The sequence below is a fragment of the Nocardia niigatensis NBRC 100131 genome (genome assembly GCF_000308655.1).
In the GTDB taxonomy this organism is placed as follows: domain Bacteria; phylum Actinomycetota; class Actinomycetes; order Mycobacteriales; family Mycobacteriaceae; genus Nocardia; species Nocardia niigatensis.
In genome coordinates this window covers 328,028-348,786 of the sequence record NZ_BAGC01000040.1, presented here as the reverse complement: position 1 = coordinate 348,786, position 20,759 = coordinate 328,028, and the positions used below count along the sequence as shown (strand labels likewise).

Sequence of the window (20,759 nt, the reverse complement as noted above, 5' to 3'; positions counted from 1 at the left end):
AGAACAGGGGTTTCGCATCGCAGACGCGACGACGGCAATCTACCGGGCAAGGTTCGAATTGGGAAATTGAAAGGGAATGGTTTCATTCGATTTACTTCCGGATGGGATGTTTCCACCGCGTCAGCAATCTGCGAGCCTTCTGAATGTCATGCCCGCGTTGGAGTTTCGACATTCAGAGATTGCATTCCGCATGTGTCAGCCGCTCGTTACGCAGGTAACACATGTGAGGCAGCTATCACTCGGCACCCAAGTCGGCGAACATCTTTCGCTTCATGGCAGGCACCGAGTTGGCGGTCCGGAAGAAGAGTTTGCCCGCACTGCGCGCGAACCGGCTGTCGGACACCGATTGGTTGGCGGCGGTGAGCGAGGCCCGCACCGCCGCGAAGCCGTAGTCGATCATGTCCGTCTCGTATCGGCGGATGCCCTCGAGCAGTCCGTGCTCACGGCGTTCGGCGGCCACCAATGCGCGGCACAGGCCCCGGGCGTCGCGCAGTGCGGTGTTCGCGCCGATACCGGCGAAAGGGGTCATGCTGTGCACGGCATCGCCGAGCAGTGTGACGTTCGTGGTCGGCCAGGCCGGGATCGGGACCGAGGTCTTGATCGGCAGCAGGGTCGCGGTCTCCGGATCGGAATCGATGACCAGCGCGCGTAATTCGGGTGCCCAGCCCGTGGTCATGCGCACCGCCAGCGCGTGCAGGCCGGCGGCCGGAAGCGCCTCCAGGTCGGTGCCGTAGCGTTCGCGTTTGGCGCCGAAGGCCCAGAAAACGTACGGCCGGGTGTTGTCGAGCAGCAGTCCGGGCTCCAGGCCGGGCTGGTTGCCGGTCAGGGCCTCGGCGCCGGCGGGGATGTCGAATTCGTGTGGGGCGAGGAACATTCCGCAGCCGCTGGGCGGGATGACGCTGAGCGGATTGCGCAGCAGCCGGGCGTCCAGACGGGCCCGTGATTTCTCGGTCAGGCCGTATTTGCCTGCGATGGTGACGATTCCGGTGTCCACCCGCTCGGCCTGCGGCAGGTATTGTGCCCGCACCCGGGAGGTGCCGCCGTCCGCGCCGACCAGGACATCGCCGATCTCGGAGTCGCCGTTGGTGAAACAAGCCAGGACCCGGCCGTCGGGCAGGCGGTCATAGCGGTCGAACATGCTGCCGTAGCGGACGACGTCGCCCAGGTCGGCGAGTAGCAGCTGTCGCAGGGTGATCCGGCTGATGCCGTAGTGCCCGCCGGTGGTGTGCGCACCCTCCTCCGGGTCGATCTGCAGCAGCTCGCGCAATTGTTCCGTGACGAAACCGAACCCGTTGGCGCCCTTGCCCGCGCACGCGAGGAACGTCGAATACAGCTCCGGCGAGAGCAGTTCGGCCAGGGCGTTGCTGCCGTGCGGGTTGATGTGGATGCGGAAACCCTGCAGCCGGTCGGTGCGCTGGGTTTCGCGTTCGTGCACGCTGACGCTCACGCCGGCTCGGCGCAGGCCGTTGGCGAGCGCGAGCCCGCCGATGCCGCCGCCGGCGATGATCACGTGCAGGGGTGTGTTGGTGGCCATGGCGTCGTCCTCTCCTGAGGTCAGATCCGGCTCCAGCCGAATCGGCTCGGGCGTTTGCGGTTCGCCCGCTGCTGGTGGTGCGCTCCCGCTGCGGCCCACGCCTCGATCATGCGATCGAGCAGCCGGGTGAGAGTGTCGACATCCTCGGCGGACCAGTCGGCGATCACCTCGCCGAACACCTGGTCGCCGATCTCCAGGAACTGCGCGAGCTCGGCCCGCCCCGCCTCGGTCGCCTCGACCAGCACCGCGCGCCGATCCGCGGGATCGGGGGAGGTGCTGATCAGCCCGGAGTCGATCAGTGCCTGAATATGCCGGGTGATGGAAGACGGCAGAGCGTCGAGGCATTCGGCGATCTCGCCGGCCCGCAACGGCCCGGACTCGACCGCGCACTGCAGTACGCCGACCCGGACGGGGTCGTAGGCGCGAGAAGTGCCCTGCCGCATGGCTTCCGCGAACCGTGCGGTGCTGCGGGCCAGTCGCGACACCTGTTCTTTATTTGCTTCCATGAATCAAATATAAAAGTTGATTCCGTGAAACAAAAGAGTGTGGCGGGAAACGGACATAGGCCCGCCTCTAGCGGTGAGGCGGCGAAGGCCCGTAGCGTGCGGTCGAGCGGAGTGGCACTGGAAGCCAAGGGGGACATATGGATACGCGGCTCACGAGTTTCAGCAATGACGGCCTGACGTTCGACGTGATCGACGACGGGCCGCTCGACGGGATCCCGGTGGTGCTACTGCACGGATTCCCGCAGACGGCCTCGGAATGGTCCAGGCTGACGCCCTATCTTCACGAACACGGTTACCGCACAATCGCTCCCACCCAGCGCGGCTATTCGCCCGGGGCGCGGCGGCGCGGGCGGCTCGCGTACCGCATGAGCCTGCTGATCGGCGACACGGTGGCGTTGATCGAGGCGCTCGGGGGAGAGCCGGTTCATCTGGTCGGGCACGACTGGGGCTCCGCCGTCGCCTGGTCGACCGCCGCGGCGCGGCCCGATCTGGTGCGCACGCTGACTTCGGTGTCGGTGCCCCACCCGATGGCGTTCGCCCGCACCATGGTCGCCACCACGCAGCTGCTCCGGACTCCCTACATGGTGCTGTTCCAGATTCCGTGGTTGCCGGAGTTGGTGCTCTCCAAGGTCTTCCGTGCCCTGAATTCCCCGGCCCGCTCCGAGCTGCGCGGCCGTGTCCTCGCCATGTCGGGCATGGACGAGGAGCAGTTCGATCGCGTGACCCGGGAGGTGATCGAGACCGGGGCGCTTCCGTACGCGATCAACTGGTATCGCGCGATGATGATCATCGATCCGAGCCGCGCGTGGCGCAAGGTGACCGCTCCGACGACGCATGTATCCAGCACCCGGGACCTCTACATCGTCGATCAGAACGCCACCCTGACGGCGCGCTACGTCCAAGGGCCCTTCGCCCGCGAAGCGCTCGACGCCACCCACTGGATCCCCGAGGAACGGCCCGCGGAACTGGCCGCGGTCATCATGGCTCGCGCGGCCTCTGCCTGACGCGGACGGGTCTGGCCCGGAGCGTGGGCCCGACTCGGGTCTCCTCCTCGTTGCATGCCCGGTAAGTGGACGCCGGGTGTGTCGTTCGCGCTCCCCGGCCGCGGGGAGCGGCCATCATGGTGGGCGAACGAAACCGTGCATTCCGGGTGCGGAACCACCCGGCCACAGGAGGCAGCAATGAGCGACCACGAAGTCAAGATGATCATCCTGTCCACCGACAACCTCGATGAATCCATCGCCTTCTACACCGAGACCCTGGGCATGCCCCTGAAGTTCCGCGACGGCGCCCACTTCGCCGCCCTCGACGGCGGCCCCATCACCCTCGCCCTCGCCACCGCTGTCGACCACCCCATCCACGGCCAGGTGGTCGTAGGCATCAAAACCGCCGACGTCGACGCCGCCGCGAAGGCCATCGAGGCCAGCGGCGGCGGCATCGTGAAGGGCCCCTACGACGACGCCCACGAACGCCGCGCCGTCGTCTACGACAACAAGGGCAATGGCCTGGTCTTCTACAGTCCCCTGTCTCGATGACCAACCCCCGCATTACCGTCGAACCCGTCGTCGACCACGAATACCGAGTCCAGGTCGACGACGGCGCCGACTCCGCCGAATCCGAATTCATAGTCGCCCCGGACGTCCTCGCCGAACTCGGCTTCGCCGCCGCGGACGAGGGGCGCATCGTAGAATTGACCGCCGCCTTCCTGGCCGACCACCAGCCGATCATCGACTTCCCCCAACTGGTCTATCTGGACGAGGTCGCCGCCGCCTTCGACGACTACCAACCCGAACTCCGCCGCCGCCTCGGCTAGCGTCCGGCCGGCATGACAGCGTTGAAGCTCCGAACAAAGCTGCGGCCATCGCGTATCACGGTGCAGAGCAATGGGATTCAGAACACGGCCTCGCCGAACCGTTTCCCTGCCGACGGGAGACGGGTCAGTCCCACCAGCACGACAGCAGTGAGGAAGTCGCGCTGCGGGCGATGGGGATCTCGCCGTATTGCCCGCCTTCGAACGTATCGGGGCAGTAGAGCCATCCCTGCAATGCGAGTGTCGAAGCATCGGCCAGACTCCGTGGCGGCCGCAGCACCCGCAGACGCATCCGATCCGACCCGAATGCCAAGGGCTCCGCGCCCCATTGCGTGGCCCAGAGCCGCAGAACCGCGGCGTGTTCACGGCCACCGATCTGAAAGTTGATGGCACCCGTCCACCCCAGCAAGGCAGGGACCAGCCACGGATTGGGAGCCGCGATCAGGGCGATCTCACCGTGGGAGCGGCGCCCACCCCGCGCGGCGATGGCCCATTGCTCCTGCCACCGGTCATCGAGCGGCTGGAATCCTTCGGGCGTCGAGGTAGTGACCCCCAACGTTGGCTCGTCGTCGCGCGCAACCCGATCCCGTGTCCGCCGATCCCACTCCGCACTCAACCAGTCAGCACGGTCGAGCTCCGTATTCGGCATGGCCGCAACAGATTCGACCCGATCCCATACTCCCGCTTCCATCAGCACCGGCCACCACCCGGTCCGCGGATAGCAATCGCGAACCGCCGCCCACAACTCCGCCCCCGACTGCGCCCCGTCGACAGACCCAGCCCACACCGACGTGCCGAGCACAGTCCGCAGCCGTACCGACATCCCCGGCACCCGCACACCAAACTCACCCAGCGCACTCACCGGATCGTCATCGCGCGCGAGCACCGCACCCGTAATCGATGCCGACTCACCCCCGAGCACCCCCCGGACCTCACTCGACTCCGGCTGCGAACTCAACGAGCGCCGTGCACTTTTCGCCGTCCGAAGAGCCCGAGCCCGCTCAGCAATATCAGCACTACTCTTCTCCACCCCCTCGACCTGCCGCCACACCTCTCGCAGCCGCCCAGCCGTGTCATCCCCACCAGTCGCCCCGGACATAATCCATCCCCTCCCCATCCGGCCCCAGCGTATGCCACAGATCTTGCGGGCCCACCCTCCCGCCCGGGTCAGCGCTGTCAGACCGGGAGGGCATCGACTCCCTCACAGACGAGCAGCAGGTCCGCACGCCCGAGGCGCTGTTCGATCTACTCGACCGATTCCTCGCCGTACGCGAAAGCCGCGAGTGACGCTGTAGGAGAAGGATGTCGGAACAGGGTGTGGTAGCCCTGGCATGCGGACCAGCCGCGGCACCGCGTGATGCTCGGCCAGGACACGCTCGGAGCCGTCCTCGTGCGACCGCCACTCGAGGAGTTTCGTCCGACCCGCCTCGGTGATCATGCTGGAGGTGCTGGAACGGTGCTTCCCGCCGGATGCCCTCGACCGCCCCACCGCCGGCACCGGCCGCAGCCACGTACGACGTTCCACGATCCAGTCCGACATCGGCGAACGTCAGCTCGTGCACAAGGGTGTCGACGCGCGGACGAGGGCTGCCGAGTGGAGCGCGTCGAGATGGTTGCTTCCGGCGACACCGAGCACTGCGGCGGCGACCAGCGCTGGGCAGTCGGAGCGCGTCAATTCGATTCGCTCGCTACTCAATTCGTCGATGATCGCCACGTTGAGGCCGTCGATCGCCGGCCGTATGCCGGACAGATCCGTCGCGGGTACCGGGGCTGACGCCAGCCCGTAGCGCCACTCGGTCACCAACCCGCGTTGAACGATCTTGCTGGCCTCGATCTGACCTTGGAACACCTGCCGAACCAGCTGTGCGGGCAAATTCCGCTCCGCCCCCAACTGACCCATCGCATCGTAGATCGCCTGCTCCCGAACCGGATCGTCGATCACCGGCTCACCCCCGCCCCGCGCCGCCCCCTCCCACTTGACCGCGGCGACGGTATCCGCAGTAGCGATTCGCTCGGCCAGTAACTCCACCAGCCGATCGACGGATCCCGAATCGGCTTGTGCCGCAGCCACTCCGAACTGCCCCACGGCCAACATCACCGCCGTTGCCGCCGCAACCGCCAGGCTTCTCATCGATGCCGTCGCTTCCACGGTGCGAACCCTACCGCCCCGATCCAGCGAGTACCCCGGACGCGCAGCGATCCGCAGATTGTGCGGAAACCGAACGGGGGCATGGAATGCCATCGATCGAGGTCGACATGGCTCCTGGCGGGGCCGCCCAATGCGCTCGCGCCGGCTGTGATCGGTTCACTCACGGCGTGCGACAGCGCTTCGCGCGGCTCGGCGGCCACCGCCGGGGGGTGGCAATGACCCCTCCGCACGCGACAAAGGCACATTCGCATCGCCCGCTGCCACGTCGCCCAAGCCCAAACGCGTGGGTCACCGCGCCCCTACTCTCGGGTCTGTTCGTGCAGAGTGGCCAGGGGCCGAGCACAGTCGACTACCTCGTGGGCTATCTCGAGAGCCTCGTTCGCCTGGTCGAGCGGAGGTTCCTCACCCGCGTGCGCGGCGCGGTCACGGACCTTCCCGAGCTTCTCCTCGATCTTCTTTCGGGAAGCCGTCGAGCCCCCGAACCTGCGGACCAATTTTGCTACGTCGGCTATTCCATTGCAGTGCAGCAGGAGTTCTTCCCTCACCAATTCGTCGGTGTCAGCGAGAAGCGTGTGTACCTGATTGGTGAGCGCGATCTCCGCGGCAGTGCAGCCATCGATGACAGCACGTCGGGTTTGGCGAGACTTCAACCAGGAACGCGCGTCGCGAAGGTACTGCCATTCCGGCGGCAGCACCGCTCCGGCCCCGGCGAGGTGGAAGGATCGAGCCAAGATGTCCGAGGACGGCACCCTGACCGGCTTCGGCAGCGCGGTGGACCCTTTGCTGGTCCAGTTCACTGGTCGGACAGTGCCATCGTCGTGACGCGCATAGGCGACGTAATGATGTCCGAGAATGATGCCTTCCCGACGCCCATGCCCGAGGAGGTTCAGTTCGGTGTAGGTGTCGAGCCACATCGACACCCGTCCCCACCAATCAGCAAGATCGTCTTCGATCCTCACGCATACACCCGACACATCATTGTCGGATCCGGCGGTTGTGAACCTGTAGTACAACGATTCGATCAGAGCGCTCAGTGGTCTACCTTTGCGTGCCGGGACAACATGCCCCCAGCGAGCCCGTTCCACTGCGACGTCGGACGGCGGGTATTCATAGTGGTACTCAGGGCCCACAAGCGTCGGAAGAGCGATAGCTGGGTCGTCGGGTAGCGACGGCACCGTGATCGTCAGTGGTTGACCACCGATCACGGTCGGGTAGGACCGGCCGAGGCAATCAGCCGCCACCACAAGACCATGCGGACAGTCGAAGAGCCGGCCCTCGACAATCCGCGTTACGCCATCCGCAGGACCACTGTCGGATGGCAGTCTGATAGCGACATGCTCCTTCACACGAGTCATGATGTCAGATTGCCCCGCCCCGGCAGCCGTCCACCGGGCGTCTGCTGACGTCGCTGATCGCGCTGTTCGAGCGGTTGGCGTGGCAAGCGGGAACGCCGATCGACGCAGGCTGGACGCTGTGCTCGTCAGCAGATGCTGCTTCGGATGAGGACGATACCGCCCTCCGGTGAGCAGCCGTGCAGTCGGAAGTTGCGCGCCGACAGTGGAAAAGGCTCGAGGCGGGGTTCGTGTCAATACACTGGACGGTGAACTCCTAGGCAGGAGGGGGCTTCTGAGCACGCTCTGGAATTTCGTCGTCGATCATCGCAGGCAACTGCTCACCGACTCGTACCTGCATGTATCCGCGGTGGTGCAGTCGATGCTGATCGCGACGGCGTTGGCGGTGCTGATCGGGATCGCGGTGCACCGCAGCCCGTGGGGGTCGGCGCTGGCGACCGCGCTGGCCAGCATCATTCTCACCGTGCCGTCGTTCGCGTTGCTGGGCTTGCTGATTCCGGTGCTGGGGCTGGGCGTGCGGCCGACCGTGGTCGCGCTGGTGCTGTACGCGCTGCTGCCGATCCTGCGCAATACGATCATCGGGCTGGGCGGGGTGGATCCGGCGGTGTCGGACGCGGCGCGCGGGGTCGGGATGAACCGGCTGCGGGTACTGGTCGGCATCGAACTGCCGCTGGCATGGCCGTCGATCCTGACGGGGATGCGGGTCAGCACCCAGATGATCATGGGAATCCTGGCCATGGCCGCCTACGCGAAGGGGCCCGGCCTGGGGAACCTGATCTTCTCCGGGCTGGCCCGGCTGGGCAGCCCGACCGCGGTACCGCAGGCCCTCACCGGCACGGTGCTGATCATCGTGCTGGCCTTGCTGCTCGACGCCCTCCTGGCCGGTGTCGGCCGGCTCACCACCCCGAGGGGGATTCGTGACTGAAACCGTCACTGCGGCACACGATTTCGCGTACACGCCACGTGGCGCGCGGATCGTGCTCGACGCGGTCACCAAACGCTATCCGGGGCAACAGGATCCGGCGGTCGACGAATTCTCGATCACCATTCCGGCCGGGGAGATCGTGGTTTTCGTCGGCCCGTCGGGGTGTGGCAAGACCACCATCATGCGCATGATCAACCGGCTCATCGAGCCGAGTTCGGGCACCATCACCATCGACGGACGTGATATCGGTCGTCAGGATCCGGACCAGCTGCGCAGACAGATCGGGTACTCGATCCAGCAGGCCGGGCTGTTCCCGCATCAGACGGTGGCGCGCAACGTGGCCACGGTGCCCGCGCTGCTCGGCTGGAATCGCGCGAAGATCGACGCCCGCGTCGACGAGATGCTCGACCTGGTCGGCCTGGATCCGGGCACCTTCCGCCGCCGCTACCCCCGCCAGCTGTCGGGCGGTCAGCAGCAGCGCGTCGGCGTCGCACGCGCACTCGCCGCGGACCCGCCGGTCCTGCTGATGGACGAGCCGTTCGGCGCGGTCGACCCGATCACCCGCGGGCTGCTCCAGGACGAACTGCTGCGCCTGCAGGCCGAACTGCACAAGACGATCGTCTTCGTCACCCACGATTTCAACGAAGCCGTCAAACTCGGCGATCGAATCGCGGTGCTGGGCAACGGCTCCCGACTGCTGCAATACGACACCCCGGCCGCAGTCCTGGCCGCACCCGCCGACGACACTGTCGCCGGATTCGTCGGAGCGGACGCCGGGCTCAAACAGCTCACGCTCACCCGCGTCGAGGACGTCGAACTCGGGCAGTGCCCGACGGCCGCCGAAGGCGATGAGACGCAACCCCTGCGCACCGCTCTCGCCGAGCGGGAATGGCAATGGGGCCTCGTGCTGGACGCGGAACACCGCCCGCTGCGCTGGGTTTCGGCCCCGGAGCTGGCCCACGCCTCCTCACTGCGCGAGGCCGGACACCCGGTCACCGGCACGGTCGCTCTGCGCTCGTCCCTGCAGGAGGCGCTGGAAATGCTGCTCACCGAGAGCACCGCCCACGCGGTGGTCACCGGCGATCACGGCGAATACGCGGGGTTGATCGCGATCGACACCCTCGTCACCCACCTCGCCACCACTCGCGCCGAAAGCAGCCGAGGCGCTACGAAACCCGCCGATGCGGTCGAGGATTCCGGCGCGGTGGAATCGGGCGAGCGGCCATGAGGGGGCGGAGTACCGAGCGGCGGTCGGAGCTCATTCGGCTGGTGGCGCAGCCGGTGTTGGCGGTGGGGCTGGGGGTGGCGGTGCTGGTGTGGGCATTCGATCGGGATCTGACAGCCACACAGCAGGCGAGTATGAATGCGGCGAATATCGTGACCGTCACCCGACAGCACGTCGTGATCACGGCGACGGTGGCGGTCATCGTCGTCGCTCTCGCGGTTCCCTTGGGGACCTTGCTCACCCGGCCCGGATTTCGCAGGCTGGCACCGCTTTTCGTGGGGATCGCCAATACCGGTGCGGCCGCGCCGGCCATCGGGCTCATCGTGCTGTACTACCTGGTGACCCAGCGCACGGGGTTCTGGGTCGGGGTGGCGCCGATCGCGTTCTACGGGTTGTTGCCGGTGTTGCGGAACACCATTCTCGGGTATCAGCAGGTTGATCCGACGCTGGTGGATGCCGGGCGGGGACAGGGGATGTCCGCGGCTATGGTCTTGCGGCGCATCGAGTTTCCGCTCGCCGTGCCGTACATCCTCGCGGGTCTGCGGACTTCGCTGGTGCTGGCGGTGGGGACCGCGACGCTGTCGTTTCTGGTCAGCGCGGGTGGGCTGGGAATTCTCATCGATACCGGATACAAGTTGCGGGACAACGTGACGCTGTGGGTGGGTGCGATGCTGGCGGTGGCGCTCGCGCTGCTGGTGGATTGGCTGGGAGCGCTCGCCGAACAGTTCCTCGGCCCACGGGGTCTGCGATGAGGAGGCGATGGACAGCGGTGCTGGCCGCGCTCGCGCTGATGCTGGTGGCGGGATGCGGGCTCGAATCCGGCGGGGCGGTGCCGTTGCAGGTCGGACCGGGCAGCATCCGGCCGGATCCGGGTTTGCAGGGGGTGGCGATCACGGTGGGGTCCAAGGATTTCACCGAGCAGAACATTCTCGGCTATGTCATCGAATTCGCGCTCACCGCGGCGGGCGCTCGAGTGCGCGACCTCACCAACATCACCGGGTCCAACAGTCTGCGCGATGCTCAACTGCACGGACAGGTCGACATCGCCTACGACTACACCGGCACCGGCTGGATCAACTATCTGGGCAACGAGACGCCGATTCCGGACGCGCAGAAGCAGTTCGAGGCAGTCCGCGCCGCCGACCTGGCCGCGCACGGCATGCTGTGGGCGGACGTCGCCCCGATGAACAACACCTACGCGCTGGTCACCAATGCGGCGAGCGCACAGCGGACCGGAACGAAGACGCTCTCCGACTACGCGCGCGCCGTGAACACCGAACCCGGCACCGGACCCACCTGCCTGGGCACCGAATTCAGTGTCCGCCAGGACGGATTCCCGGGCATGGCCCGCAAGTACGGCATCGACACCGGCAAGGTGCACAAGCAGATCATGCAGGACGCGCTGGTCTACACCTCCACCGCCAACGGCGGCTGCCAGTTCGGGTCCGTCGCCACCACCGACGGCCGCATCAAAGCCCTCGACTTGCGCATACTGGACGACGATCTCGGATTCTTCCCGAAATACAATGCGGCACTGGTGATGCGGAAATCCTTCGCCGACGCCCACCCCCAGGTGGCCACGCTGATGGAGCCGATCTCACGGTTGCTGACCAACGAGACGATCACCGAACTCAACCGCAAGGTCGACCTCGAAGGCGCCGAACCCGCAACCGTCGCCCGCGACTGGCTGGTCTCCCAGGGGTTCGTCACGGCCCGATGAGCCCCGGCCCACCCACCGTCGCCGCGTCGCGAAGAGCGCGACGAACGGTGCTGCCCTTACACACCTTTCGGACGTCGTGCTCGAGACTTGATACGAGATCGGGCCGCTGAGCTGCAGCTCAGCGGCCCGATCTCGGGTGATCACTAGTCCAGATAGTCGCGCAGGACCTGCGAGCGGCTGGGGTGGCGCAGCTTCGACATGGTCTTGGACTCGATCTGGCGGATGCGTTCGCGGGTGACGCCGTAGACCTGGCCGATTTCGTCCAGGGTTCGGGGCTGGCCGTCGGTGAGGCCGAAGCGGAGGCGGACTACGCCGGCCTCGCGCTCGGACAAGGTCTCGAGGACCGACTGCAGCTGGTCTTGCAGCAGGGTGAAGGAGACCGCGTCGACGGCGACAACAGCCTCGGAGTCTTCGATGAAGTCGCCGAGCTGGGAGTCGCCCTCGTCGCCGATGGTCTGGTCCAGGGAGATGGGCTCACGCGCGTACTGCTGGATTTCCAGCACCTTTTCGGGCGTGATGTCCATTTCCTTGGCGAGCTCTTCCGGGGTGGGCTCGCGGCCCAGATCCTGGAGGAGTTCGCGCTGGATGCGGCCCAGCTTGTTGATGACCTCGACCATGTGCACGGGGATGCGGATGGTCCGGGCCTGGTCGGCCATAGCGCGGGTGATGGCCTGGCGGATCCACCACGTCGCGTAGGTCGAGAACTTGTAACCCTTGGTGTAGTCGAACTTCTCGACCGCGCGGATCAGACCGAGGTTGCCCTCCTGGATGAGGTCCAGGAACGCCATGCCGCGGCCGGTGTAGCGCTTGGCGAGCGACACGACCAGTCGCAGGTTGGCTTCCAGCAGGTGGTTCTTGGCGCGGTTGCCGTCGCGCATGATCCACTGGAAGTCGCGGCGCGACTGCACCGGCAGCTTCTCGCCCTTCTCGGCGAACTCGCGCAGCTTCTCCGTCGCGTAGAGGCCGGCCTCGATGCGCTTGGCGAGCTCGACCTCCTCCTCGGCGTTGAGCAGCGCGACCTTACCGATCTGCTTCAGGTAGGCGCGGACCGAGTCGGCGGAAGCGGTGAGTTCGGCGTCCTTGCGGGCCTGGCGCAGCGCCTCGGATTCCTCTTCGTCCCAGACGAAGTCGCCGGACGCCTTGTCCTTCTCAGAAGGCTCGTCGGACTCCTCGGACTCCTCGCCGGCGGCGGGAGCGGCGGCGGCCTCGCCGCCCTCCTCCTCGTCCTCTTCGACCTCGTCGACGAGTTCCTCGTCCTCGTCGAGGTCGTCCTCGTCGATTTCGATGTCACCCAGGTCGTCGAGCTCCAGCGACTCGTCGTCGATGACCTCGTCGGCCTCAGCGCCTTCGGCGCCGGGCTCGGCGGCCTTCTTCGGCGAGGCCTTCTTCGTGCCCGCCTTCTTGGCGACGGCCTTGGTGGTCTTCTTCGCGGCGGTCTTCTTGGCCGCGACCTTCTTCGCCGCGGCCTTCTTGGCCGGGGCCTTCTTGGCGGCAGCCTTCTTGACCGGCCGTGCTTCAGTGGTGTCTGCTGAGTCGGCGGCCTCGGCCGATTCGGCGGTCTCTCGGGTATTCGTGGCTACCACGTACGCCCTTTCGTGACGGTCTCGTGCGGCGTCACGCCAGAGTGGTGATCCGGCGGAGCGGTTCTGTCGGGGGGTAAACCGGCTCTCGTGCCGGTGTCGGTTTCCGGCTCACCGCCGGGCATGTGTTCCATTGTAACGATCGAACCAGCTTACTTACGGTGCGATACCGGCTGACACCGCCATGGCTGCTCCGACGATGCCGGCGGTGTTGCGCAGCGCGGCGGGCACCACGGGGGTTCTGTTGGAGAGCAACGGAATCCACTCCTCGTAGTCGCGGCTGATGCCGCCACCCGCCACGAACACGTTCGGCCAGAACAGGTTTTCCAAGGTAACCAGCACCTTGCTGACCTCCCGCGCCCACTCCGGGTAGGTCATGCCGACCCGATCCTTGACCGAGGCGGCCGCCCGGTGCTCGGCCTCGCGGCCGTCGACCTCGATGTGCCCGAGCTCGCTGTTGGGCATGAGCACACCGTTGTACATGACCGCCGACCCGATCCCGGTGCCGAAGGTGAGCAGCATTACCAAGCCGTCGAGATCCTTTGCCGCCCCGTACCGGTCCTCGGCCATCCCCGCCGCGTCGGCGTCGTTGAGGACGGTCACCTCGCGGCCGCCCAGCGCCACCGAGAACAGGTGCCGGCCGTCGATGCCGATCCAGGTCTTGTCGATATTGGCGGCCGTGCGGATCTGTCCGTGCAGCACCACACTCGGCATGGTGATGCCGACCGGGCCCTGCCAACCGGACTGGGCGACGAGTTTGGCGACCGCCTCGGCGACCGCGTTCGGAGTGGCCGGATGCGGCGTCGCGATCTTGATGCGCTCGTAGACCAGTTCGCCCGTCGCGAGATCGACCTCGGCGCCCTTCACACCGCTGCCACCGATATCGATACCGAACGCGCGCCCCGGATCGGACATGGACCACTCCTCGTTCTCCAGTGATGCCGGCGAGTCGCAGCCACCGGCCGATGACGGCTCGAGCGGACCACCGCCCGTGTGTCGTGCACGACAAGCCTAATGCGCGGGATGCCGGATCTGTGCTGCGATGGAGCTCGTGCCGGAATCGAATTTCACTTCCACTGTCCCCGCCGCCGCCACGAACACCGACACCGCCGACATCGCCGAACTCCGCCGCGTCGCGGTATATCTGGCCGAGACCGCCGCCGCGCACGTCCGCGTGCGCCGCCCGCAGGTCTTCGGGCCCGGCGCGCACGAGCAGGACGCCGTGCAGTCCAAGAGCACCCCTACCGACCCCGTCACCATCGTCGACACCGAGACCGAGCAACTGGTCCGCAAACTGGTCGCCGAAGTGCGCCCCGGTGACTACGTGGTCGGCGAGGAGGATGGCGGCAGCCTCGCCGACGATCCGGAGCTCGTGCATTGGGTCGTCGACCCCATCGACGGCACCGTCAACTTCGTCTACGGCATCCCGTCCTACTCGGTGTCGGTGGCGGCGGTGCGCGGCGGCCGTCCCGTCGCGGGCGCGGTCGCCGATGTGGCGCACGTCGTCACCTACAGCGCCGGGCTCGGTCTGGGCGCGCACCGCGCCGATTCCAGCATCGACGGCACCGCCCCGGGCGGCGAGCCGATTACCTTGCGCGCCAACGGGGTCGGCGCGGTGTCGATGGCGCTGGTGGCCACCGGCTTCGCCTACGCCACCGAGCGCCGCACCCGTCAGGGCGAGCTGGTGGCTCAGGTGTTGCCGCACATTCGCGACATCCGCCGCTTCGGTTCGGCGGCACTGGACCTGTGCGCCGTCGCCGAGGGTCGCACCGACGCCTACTACGAGCACGGTCTGAACCTGTGGGACTGGGCGGCGGGCGCGCTCATCGCCACCGAGGCGGGCGCGCGCCTGATTCTGCCGCCCGGACCCGACTCGCCGGGCGCCGCAGGCGATTTGGTGTCCGCCGCCGCCCCCGGCATTGCTGACGAACTGTTCGGTCTGTTCGGGCGGCTGGATGTCACCGCCCCTATCCCGGTTCCGTGACAGGGGGCTGGACGACCATCGGATCCCACTGACCGCCTTTTGGGGGTCATGCGCAACGAATCGCCGCGATCGAAGGATCGCGGCGATTCGTGTTATCCGGATTTATATACAGCGTTGCGCCGGTAGGAGTTTCGCGCGGGCTCCGCGAGTCAGAGCAGAGCCCCCGCAAATGAGATTCTCAGCACTTCGCGTGCCGAGCCGCCTCCAGCAACTTCGGGTCGATGGCGGGCGCGGTGCCGGGCGTCGGATTCTTCAGCGACTTGAGCACCTCCTCCGCGTCGGTGTCGGGCCGTATATCGCGGAACAGCGAGCCCAGCACCATGTCCACGGTGTCGTCCTGGCGCTGATCCTCGATCAACTCGGCGCACGGCGCCACCAGCTGCACCGCCGCGGCCGCGGGCCGGCCCTTCGCGCCGAAGCGGATCTGCCCGGTGCATTCCAGGTCGCCGTTCACGTAGACCGAATCGTTACCGATCTGCACGTCGGGTGCGCTGGCGAAACCGAGGTCGCCGAGCTCCGAGGCGACGTGCGCGGCCTGGCCGCGCTGGCCGTTGGCATTGAGCACGCGCACCTTCGACTGGGCCAGGGCCGCCGGCTCCACATCCCGCAGTCGCGACGCTCCCACCCGCTCGCCGAGTGGGGCGGGCTGGGCCGCGGACGTGGTCGAGGCGGGGCTGGGCGAGTTGCAGGCCATCGCACCCTGGTCACCCTCGCTCGTGGTCAGCGCCTTGAACCACACGACGGCGCAGATCAGCGCGATGACGCCCACCATGGCCGCCCAGGGCTCCCAGCGCCGCCGGATGAAGGACCGTCCATTCGGATCGGTCGAGTTACCTTGGGTGATCAGTGAAACCACGGACACACTCTACGAAAACGTCGCGATTGCCGCGTGAACGGCCACGGCAAGTCGGCGCTCCGGGTGTGGCGGACAGGTCTCGGAGTGGTGCGGAAGGTCTCGGCGAGTTCCCTTGTCGGTGACGATTACCCCTCAGTTTGAACTCGCGAGGGTTTTGATTGCGACTTTTGTCCCGGGGTCCGCTATTGTCTGGCGGCCCAGATCGTACAACCCAGGTGAAACTGGGGTTCGATTTCGGGAACAACAAGGGCATGTCCTGCGTTGACCGAGCGCGATCCGCTGCGGATGAAGGACTATCCGGCTCGGATCTGTGACCGGTGTACGCGTGATGTACACCACGGGCGGGCGGCATCCCACCCGGTCCGGCTCCGCGAGGAGCCGGTCAGGACGGTGCCGGTCCGGGATATACGGAGTAAGGACGAGGGGAAGACGACATGGCAACCGACTATGACGCACCGCGGCGCAATGAATCCGACGACGTGTCGGAGGACTCGCTGGAGGAGCTGAAGGCTCGCCGCAACGAAGCCGCGTCCGCCGTCGTGGATATCGACGAATCCGATACCGCGGAATCGTTCGAGCTTCCCGGCGCGGACCTTTCCGAGGAGGTGCTCTCGGTCCGGGTCATCCCGAAGCAGGCCGACGAGTTCACATGCTCGAGCTGCTTCCTGGTGCACCACCGCAGCCGACTGGCCAGCGAGGCCGGCGGTCAGCTGATCTGCATGGACTGCGCCGCGTAAGGCACGCTCCCGGAGCGCAATTCCCGTCAGCCCGCGTTCGGTCCGCCGAACGCGGACCGGACGGGGCTACGCGAAAATCCTCGGGAAGGTCAGGACTGCTCGGCCGCGTTCTTCAGGCCGAGCGCGGTGATGATGCGTTCCGGATGACGCGTGCTGACCAGCCAGTACGGCGTCGGATCATCCGGGTCGTCGAGCACGAGCAACACCATGGGCCCGATCCAGGCCCGATGCTGGACGAACGCGGCGGGGTCGAGCTGTCGGCCCAGCGCCGCGCTTTTCGCGCTGGTGGGCACCGGTGCGGCGCGCTTGACGAAGGTCGCGGGCAGATGAGCGCGATCGGTGCGCAGCTCCGGGACTCCGGCGTCGTCGGGGGTCACTTCCACGCGGTGGCGGGAGAACCACAGCAGCACCCACAACGGTACCGGGAGCAGCAGCACATATGGCAGCCACGCCCGCACTCCCGGTGCGCCCATGTGGATTTCGGCTGCCAGCAGCCCCGTCACGACGAGCGCGACGGGCCACCACCACAGCGGCACCCAGAGGCGCTCGGTGTAGAGGGGCTCGGTCTGCCGCTTGGGATCCATGGTTACCTGAGGGGGCTGGTCGGACACGACTTCAGACTAGGTCAATGACCGAAGGGGGGAACGCGTAGGCTCGGCCTACGTGACCGGTATTCCACCTATTCCCCTGCTGCGGCTCGATCCCGGCATCCCCGTACCGACGCGTGCCCACGAGGGCGACGCCGGCGTGGACCTGTGCACCACCGAGGACGTCATCATCGAACCGGGGGAGCGGGTGCTCGTCGGCACCGGCATCGCGGTGGCGCTCCCGATCGGCACGGTCGGGCTGATCCATCCGCGGTCGGGTCTGGCGGCAAAGGCGGGACTCTCCGTTGTCAATACCCCCGGCACGGTCGACGCCGGTTACCGCGGTGAGATCAAGGTGTGCCTGATCAATCACGATCTGCGGACGGCCATCGAGCTCCGGCGGGGTGACCGCATCGCCCAGTTGCTGGTGCAGAAGGTCGAATTGGTGGACTTCGTGGAGGTCGAGGCGCTCGACGACACCGCGCGCGGCGCAGGAGGATACGGATCCAGCGGTGGGCACGCCAGCCTGTCCGCGCAGTCCGGTGGGGCGGGTCAGGCGACCGGCAAGGAGGCATGACGATGGTGTTCGGACGCAAGAAGAACAAGGGCGACAGCGGCGACGCGTCGCGGTACGACGACGAGTACACCGAGTACGACGAGTACGACGACGCGGACGAGTACGACGAGACCGGCTACGCGGCAGACGAATTCGAGTTCGAGGAGCCCGCCGCGCGCGGCCCGGAGACCGGCCCCTACGACTACGAGGACGTCGCCGACCGCCTCGAGTCCATCGCCGAGCAGCGCCTGGATCTGGGTTCGGTCATCGTGCCGGTGCCGCCGGGCGGGCAGCTGCAGGTCGAGATGACCCCCGAGGGCGCGCCGCAGGCGGTCCACCTGGCCACCCAGCACGGCCGGATCACGGTGGCGGCCTACGCAGCTCCCAAGACCTCGGGCCAATGGCGTTCGGTGGCAGCGGATCTGGCCGAGACGCTGCGCAAGGACGGCGCGCAGGTGTCGGTGGTGCAGGGCCCGTGGGGTCGTGAGCTGCATGCCGTCACCCAGGGCGCGGATCTGCGGTTCATCGGCGTCGACGGCTACCGCTGGATGGTGCGCCTGGTCGCGGCCGGTCCGACCGGCGCGGCCGACGAGAACACCCCGCTGGTGGCCGCGGCCCGCGCGGTCATGCGCGAGACCGTGGTTCGCCGCGGTGACGAGCCGCTGCCGGTGCGCGAGCCGCTGCCGGTGGTCCTACCCCAGGAGCTGGCCGATCAGCTAGCCGCCGCCCACCAGCAGCAGCTCGCCGCACAGCAGCAGGCCATGCAGGCCCAGATGGCCGCCATGCAGGGCGGCCCGGCCTACCAGCCCGAGCAGGCGCCCTCCGAACCACGTCGTGGCGCGGAGGGTTCCGCCATGCAGCAGCTCGGCCTGAACTGACCGGACGGTCTGGATTCGGCTGTAGGACAAGACAAACGGGGCACCGACACAGTGGCGGTGCCCCGTTTCGCATTCGGCGCAATGATTGCGCGTACCCGCGTCCTCGGCGGCGCCGCGGGGTGCCGCGCAGTCGCGTCGCGGTGGATCAGGAGGCGGCGATCCGGCGAGGAAGCAGGGCGTTGATGCCGCGGGCGCCGAGGATGGCCGGGTCGGCGCCCAGCTCGTCGAGGGTGATGGCGTGCAGGGTCGCGTGCGGAAGCGTGGTGGCCCAGCGTTCGGCGACGGTGAAGGGATGGACCGGGTCGTCGATCGCGCCGACTATCTCGACCGGGGCGGTGACGGCTGCCAGGACCTCGGGTTCGGGCCAGCGGTAGGCGGCGGCCTCTTCCAGTGCGGCGGGCAGATCGGGCCACTGGGACGTCCAGGAGCGGGTCAGGGCCTCGGCGAGCCAGGCGGGGCTGGATTCGCGCATGCGGGTCAGCACGGCATCGAGGCCGTCGGCGCGCAGCTGGGCGGCGGTGGCGGCGGCGCTCAGCGCGGCGGGGCAGCCGGTGATGTCGGCGCCGGTCCAGGCGGGCAGCGCGGCGACCACGCCGTAGACCGAGTCGGGGTGGTGGGCGGCCCAGTCGACGGCGACGGCCGCGCCCAGCGAGATGCCCGCGATCAGGACCGGGCCCGAACGGGCGGCGGCGTCGAGGGCGCTGCGGTAGCTGTCGATCACGCCGCGCGGGTCCGGGTCGACCGCCAGGAACGGCAGATCCAGTGCGGCGCAAGCGGATCCGAATGCGCGGCGGGCGAAATGGGCGTCGGAGCCGGTCCCGGGTAGGGCGACGGCGACGGCCGGACATGGTAGATCGGGCACCGGCCGAGCCTACTGGGGACGGGCGTGCATGGCGGGTGCAGGCCGGTCCATCTACAGTGGCCCTTGTACGGCCACGGGCGGCCGGGTGTCAAACCACCGGGGCACCGTGGAAGGAAAAAACGACGTGAGACCCACGCCGTCGAGCTCTACAGGAGAGCGTGCGAGATGCCATCCGCGGGTGGGAAGGACACCCCGTCGGGATATTTCCGGCGGCTCGGCCGGCGCCTGACCGAGGACCTGGATCGTTTGGATGCCGAGGAGCTCGCCGAGACGTCGGAGGCGTCGGGCGCGTGCCGGGCATCGGAGTGCCGGCGCGGTGAAGAGGTCACCATGCTGGGCCGGCTCCGCAGTGTCGAGGCCTGTCCCAAGTCGGCGGGCGCCGAGGTCGAGGCCGAGTTCTTCGACGGCACCGACAGCGTCGCGCTGGTGTTCATCGGGCGGCGTCGTATTCCGGGAATCGAACCGGGCCGTCGTATCCTGGTCCGCGGCCGGATCGGCGAACGTGACGGCGGCAAGGTCATCTACAACCCCTACTACGAACTCCGCGGGAACTCCTGACACTTATGCCGAACCCCACCAGCAACGGCCAGGGCCGTGATCGCCCCGAGTCCTTCGGAGCGAATCGTACCGAGTCCTTCGGCGCGCCTGCCCCGTTCGATCCGCCCACGGTCCAGCTCAATGCCGTTTCGGGTGACGAACCGCCACTGCGTATGGACCACGCGCTGCTGGACGAGGACATGCAGGCGCTGGTCGACGCGGAGCGCGCGGCCGGTGAAGCCGACGCGGACGAGGAGCCCGAGCGGACGCTGCTCGAGCAGATGGGCGGCCTCAGCGGCCTGATCTACTCCTCGCTGCCGGTGCTGGTGTTCGTGCCGGTGAATTCGCTGCGCGGGCTGACCGCCGCCATCTGGGCGTCGCTGGGGGTGGCCGCGGCGATCCTGGTGTGGCGTCTGGTGCGTCGCGGTCCGATCCAGCCGGCCATCTCGGGGTTCCTGGGGGTGGGCGTGTGCGCGTTCATCGCCTACCGGATGGGTGAGGCCAAGGGGTTCTTCCTGTTCGGCATCTACGCGAGCCTGGTGTACGGCGGTGCGTTCCTGATGTCGCTGGTGGTGCGCTGGCCGTTGGCGGGCGTGATCTGGGGTGCGCTCAACGGACACGGCACCGACTGGCGTTCGGACAAGCGGGCGATGCGGCTCTACGACATCGCGACCGCGGTGTGGGCGGTGGTGTTCGTGGCCCGCTACCTGGTGCAGAACCACCTCTATGTCTCCAACAGCACCGGTCTGCTGGCCGTGGCGCGTATCGGCATGGGCTGGCCGCTGACCGCGGTGGCGGCGCTGGTGACGTTCTGGGCGGTGCGCAAGGCGGGCCATCTGCCCTCCTCGGCCGCGAAATCCGCCGAATCCGAGGGCTGAGCCCCCGAATCCTCGGGCTGGACAAGCGCCCGATCGGCCCCTTATCGCGCTAAATGACCAGGGCGCAACACCTTCGGGGTGGT

At 67.6% G+C, this 20,759-nt stretch carries 22 protein-coding genes and 1 pseudogene; 13 read left to right on the top strand and 10 right to left on the bottom strand.

Annotated features, from left to right (window positions below):
• Window positions 1-235: 235 nt before the first annotated feature.
• Both ON33_RS14435 and ON33_RS38230 read right to left on the bottom strand, forming a co-directional pair.
• A complete protein-coding gene (locus ON33_RS14435; protein ID WP_040859028.1) occupies window positions 236-1,534 on the bottom strand; it encodes an FAD-dependent oxidoreductase in 1,299 nt (432 codons plus the stop codon).
• Between the two features lie 20 nt (window positions 1,535-1,554).
• Window positions 1,555-2,040 (bottom strand): MarR family winged helix-turn-helix transcriptional regulator, encoded by a 486-nt coding sequence (locus tag ON33_RS38230; RefSeq protein ID WP_083868949.1) that lies wholly within the window; start codon window positions 2,038-2,040, stop codon window positions 1,555-1,557.
• 137 nt (window positions 2,041-2,177) lie between these two features.
• Here ON33_RS38230 and ON33_RS14425 point away from each other — a divergent pair, with 137 nt between their 5' ends.
• From ON33_RS14425 to ON33_RS14415, 3 genes are all read left to right on the top strand, one after another.
• Window positions 2,178-3,044, top strand: coding sequence for an alpha/beta fold hydrolase (locus ON33_RS14425; RefSeq protein ID WP_040859026.1), 867 nt, complete (start codon window positions 2,178-2,180; stop codon window positions 3,042-3,044).
• 177 nt (window positions 3,045-3,221) lie between these two features.
• Window positions 3,222-3,575, top strand: coding sequence for a VOC family protein (locus tag ON33_RS14420; RefSeq protein WP_040859024.1), 354 nt, complete (start codon window positions 3,222-3,224; stop codon window positions 3,573-3,575).
• The gene (locus ON33_RS14415) at window positions 3,572-3,853 is read left to right on the top strand and encodes a hypothetical protein (RefSeq protein ID WP_040859023.1); all 282 of its coding nucleotides are present in this window, start codon (window positions 3,572-3,574) and stop codon (window positions 3,851-3,853) included. Before ON33_RS14420 ends, ON33_RS14415 begins: the two co-directional genes overlap by 4 nt.
• A gap of 124 nt (window positions 3,854-3,977) precedes the next feature.
• On the opposite strand, the gene ON33_RS38225 is transcribed toward ON33_RS14415, so the two are convergent.
• The 3 genes from ON33_RS38225 to ON33_RS42755 all read right to left on the bottom strand — a co-directional run bounded on the left by ON33_RS38225 (window position 3,978) and on the right by ON33_RS42755 (window position 6,958).
• Window positions 3,978-4,772, bottom strand: coding sequence for a DUF4253 domain-containing protein (locus ON33_RS38225; RefSeq protein WP_157184534.1), 795 nt, complete (start codon window positions 4,770-4,772; stop codon window positions 3,978-3,980).
• Window positions 4,773-5,399: 627 nt separating this feature from the next.
• Window positions 5,400-5,999, bottom strand: coding sequence for a chorismate mutase (locus ON33_RS14405; RefSeq protein WP_157184533.1), 600 nt, complete (start codon window positions 5,997-5,999; stop codon window positions 5,400-5,402).
• 299 nt (window positions 6,000-6,298) lie between these two features.
• Complete coding sequence (locus tag ON33_RS42755; protein WP_218001425.1) at window positions 6,299-6,958, bottom strand: hypothetical protein; 660 nt, start codon at window positions 6,956-6,958, stop codon at window positions 6,299-6,301.
• 667 nt (window positions 6,959-7,625) lie between these two features.
• Here ON33_RS42755 and ON33_RS14395 point away from each other — a divergent pair.
• The 4 genes from ON33_RS14395 to ON33_RS14380 are packed head-to-tail and all read left to right on the top strand — an operon-like array spanning window position 7,626 to window position 11,221.
• Window positions 7,626-8,276: an ABC transporter permease gene (locus ON33_RS14395; protein WP_040859285.1), complete on the top strand. Its 651-nt coding sequence runs from the start codon at window positions 7,626-7,628 to the stop codon at window positions 8,274-8,276.
• On the top strand, window positions 8,269-9,504 hold the full coding sequence (locus tag ON33_RS14390) for an ABC transporter ATP-binding protein (RefSeq protein ID WP_040859017.1): 1,236 nt from the start codon (window positions 8,269-8,271) through the stop codon (window positions 9,502-9,504). Before ON33_RS14395 ends, ON33_RS14390 begins: the two co-directional genes overlap by 8 nt.
• A complete protein-coding gene (locus ON33_RS14385) occupies window positions 9,501-10,253 on the top strand; it encodes an ABC transporter permease (protein WP_040859015.1) in 753 nt (250 codons plus the stop codon). Before ON33_RS14390 ends, ON33_RS14385 begins: the two co-directional genes overlap by 4 nt.
• The gene (locus tag ON33_RS14380; RefSeq protein ID WP_040859013.1) at window positions 10,250-11,221 is read left to right on the top strand and encodes a glycine betaine ABC transporter substrate-binding protein; all 972 of its coding nucleotides are present in this window, start codon (window positions 10,250-10,252) and stop codon (window positions 11,219-11,221) included. Before ON33_RS14385 ends, ON33_RS14380 begins: the two co-directional genes overlap by 4 nt.
• A gap of 143 nt (window positions 11,222-11,364) precedes the next feature.
• On the opposite strand, the pseudogene ON33_RS14375 reads toward ON33_RS14380, so the two are convergent.
• Window positions 11,365-12,834: pseudogene (locus ON33_RS14375) on the bottom strand (RNA polymerase sigma factor); the annotation flags it as partial.
• 123 nt (window positions 12,835-12,957) lie between these two features.
• Complete coding sequence (gene ppgK, locus ON33_RS14370) at window positions 12,958-13,716, bottom strand: polyphosphate--glucose phosphotransferase (RefSeq protein WP_040859010.1); 759 nt, start codon at window positions 13,714-13,716, stop codon at window positions 12,958-12,960.
• A 127-nt stretch (window positions 13,717-13,843) separates the two neighbouring features.
• Between ppgK and ON33_RS14365 the strand changes: the two genes are divergently transcribed.
• Window positions 13,844-14,785, top strand: coding sequence for an inositol monophosphatase family protein (locus tag ON33_RS14365; protein WP_040859008.1), 942 nt, complete (start codon window positions 13,844-13,846; stop codon window positions 14,783-14,785).
• Between the two features lie 178 nt (window positions 14,786-14,963).
• Here ON33_RS14365 and cei read toward each other — a convergent pair whose 3' ends face one another.
• Window positions 14,964-15,641, bottom strand: coding sequence for an envelope integrity protein Cei (gene cei / locus ON33_RS14360; RefSeq protein ID WP_040859283.1), 678 nt, complete (start codon window positions 15,639-15,641; stop codon window positions 14,964-14,966).
• A gap of 434 nt (window positions 15,642-16,075) precedes the next feature.
• Here cei and ON33_RS14355 point away from each other — a divergent pair, with 434 nt between their 5' ends.
• Window positions 16,076-16,378 (top strand): DUF4193 domain-containing protein, encoded by a 303-nt coding sequence (locus ON33_RS14355; RefSeq protein WP_040859007.1) that lies wholly within the window; start codon window positions 16,076-16,078, stop codon window positions 16,376-16,378.
• Window positions 16,379-16,467: 89 nt separating this feature from the next.
• Here the strand turns inward: ON33_RS14355 and ON33_RS14350 are convergent, their stop codons facing one another.
• A complete protein-coding gene (locus ON33_RS14350; RefSeq protein ID WP_040859005.1) occupies window positions 16,468-16,962 on the bottom strand; it encodes a DUF3093 domain-containing protein in 495 nt (164 codons plus the stop codon).
• 79 nt (window positions 16,963-17,041) lie between these two features.
• Between ON33_RS14350 and dut the strand changes: the two genes are divergently transcribed.
• Both dut and ON33_RS14340 read left to right on the top strand, forming a co-directional pair.
• Window positions 17,042-17,542: a dUTP diphosphatase gene (dut, locus tag ON33_RS14345; protein WP_040859004.1), complete on the top strand. Its 501-nt coding sequence runs from the start codon at window positions 17,042-17,044 to the stop codon at window positions 17,540-17,542.
• A gap of 5 nt (window positions 17,543-17,547) precedes the next feature.
• Window positions 17,548-18,399 (top strand): DUF3710 domain-containing protein, encoded by an 852-nt coding sequence (locus ON33_RS14340; RefSeq protein WP_373281030.1) that lies wholly within the window; start codon window positions 17,548-17,550, stop codon window positions 18,397-18,399.
• Between the two features lie 145 nt (window positions 18,400-18,544).
• On the opposite strand, the gene ON33_RS14335 is transcribed toward ON33_RS14340, so the two are convergent.
• Window positions 18,545-19,261: an alpha/beta fold hydrolase gene (locus ON33_RS14335; protein WP_040859002.1), complete on the bottom strand. Its 717-nt coding sequence runs from the start codon at window positions 19,259-19,261 to the stop codon at window positions 18,545-18,547.
• 165 nt (window positions 19,262-19,426) lie between these two features.
• On the opposite strand from ON33_RS14335, the gene ON33_RS14330 reads away from it, so the two are divergent.
• Together ON33_RS14330 and ON33_RS14325 are read left to right on the top strand one after the other, a co-directional pair.
• Entirely contained in the window at window positions 19,427-19,819 is a 393-nt protein-coding gene (locus tag ON33_RS14330) for an OB-fold nucleic acid binding domain-containing protein (RefSeq protein ID WP_040859000.1), read from the top strand.
• A 179-nt stretch (window positions 19,820-19,998) separates the two neighbouring features.
• On the top strand, window positions 19,999-20,676 hold the full coding sequence (locus tag ON33_RS14325) for a DUF3159 domain-containing protein (RefSeq protein ID WP_051152190.1): 678 nt from the start codon (window positions 19,999-20,001) through the stop codon (window positions 20,674-20,676).
• Window positions 20,677-20,759: the final 83 nt, after the last annotated feature.